Below are 1,069 nucleotides of genomic sequence, written 5' to 3' on the forward strand. Positions count from 1 at the left end.
GGCCGCGCGATCGCCAGGCGACCGGCAGTGGCGCGAGCACGTCCGGACGCCCACCGGTCGCGGCAGCCGCCGCGCGCCCACCGGTCACGGAAGTCTCGGGGCACTCACCGGTCACGGAAGTCTCCGGGCGCTCACCGGTCACGGATGTCTCCGGGCGCTCACATGTCACGGAAGTCCACCCTTGGATCGAACAGGCCGTACAGCAGGTCGGCGAGGAGGTTGCCGAGGAGGACGGCGACGGTGGCGAAGGCGGTCAGCGCGGCCAGCAGCTGGAAGTCCACGGCGGTGGCGGCGCGCACGGTGGCGTCGGCGATGCCCGGCCAGCTGAAGACGGTCTCCACCAGCAGCGCCCCGGTGATCAGTTCGGGCACCCGGGAGCCGATCAGGGTGAGCACCGGCAGCAGCCCGGACCGCAGGGCGTGCCGCAGCAGGACGGTCCGCTCGGCGAGGCCGCGGGCGCGGGCCCCGCGCACCGGGTCCTCGGCGAGCGCGTCCACGACCCCCTGCCGGACGTAGAGCACGAACCAGGGCAGCTGGGAGACGGCCAGCACACCGGCGGGCAGCACCAGGTGCTCGGCCACCTCGCCGAAGGAGACGTACGACGACCCGCTGTCGGTGAGCCCGCCCGCCGGCAGCACGTCGAGGCGCAGCGCGAAGAGCCACACGGCCAGCAGCGCCAGCCAGAAGACCGGGGCGGCGGAGAGGGTGTACGCCGACCCGGTGACCGTCCGGTCGAGCAGGCCGCCGGGGCGGCGTGCGGCGAGCACGCCGAGCAGCGTGCCCACGCACACGGCCACCGCGAACGCCACCGCGCACAGCAGGGCCGACCAGACGGCGCGCTCGGTGATCACCTCGAGGACCGGCTGCCGCAGCACCGTGGAGTCGCCGAGGTCGCCGCGGAGGGCAGCGGTCAGCCAGTCCCACCAGCGCACCGCGAACGACTCGCCCACGCCGAGGTTGGCGGCGAGCCGGTCCAGGGTCTCCTGGTCGGCGCTGAGCGCCGCGTCGCCCGCGTAGCCGCGCACCGGGTCGAACGGCGAGGCGGCGGCCAGCGCGAAGACGCCGAGGG

The 1,069-nt window shown here is 75.2% G+C and carries 1 protein-coding gene; it reads right to left on the reverse strand.

All coding sequences use genetic code 11. From position 1 onward, the window contains the following. Nucleotides 1-158: 158 nt before the first annotated feature. Nucleotides 159-1,069: ABC transporter permease (locus HW445_RS32205; RefSeq protein ID WP_180224284.1), on the reverse strand; the 911-nt coding region annotated here is incomplete at its 5' end.

This window comes from Streptomyces sp. UH6 (assembly GCF_013421635.1).
In the GTDB taxonomy this organism is placed as follows: domain Bacteria; phylum Actinomycetota; class Actinomycetes; order Streptomycetales; family Streptomycetaceae; genus Streptomyces; species Streptomyces abyssomicinicus.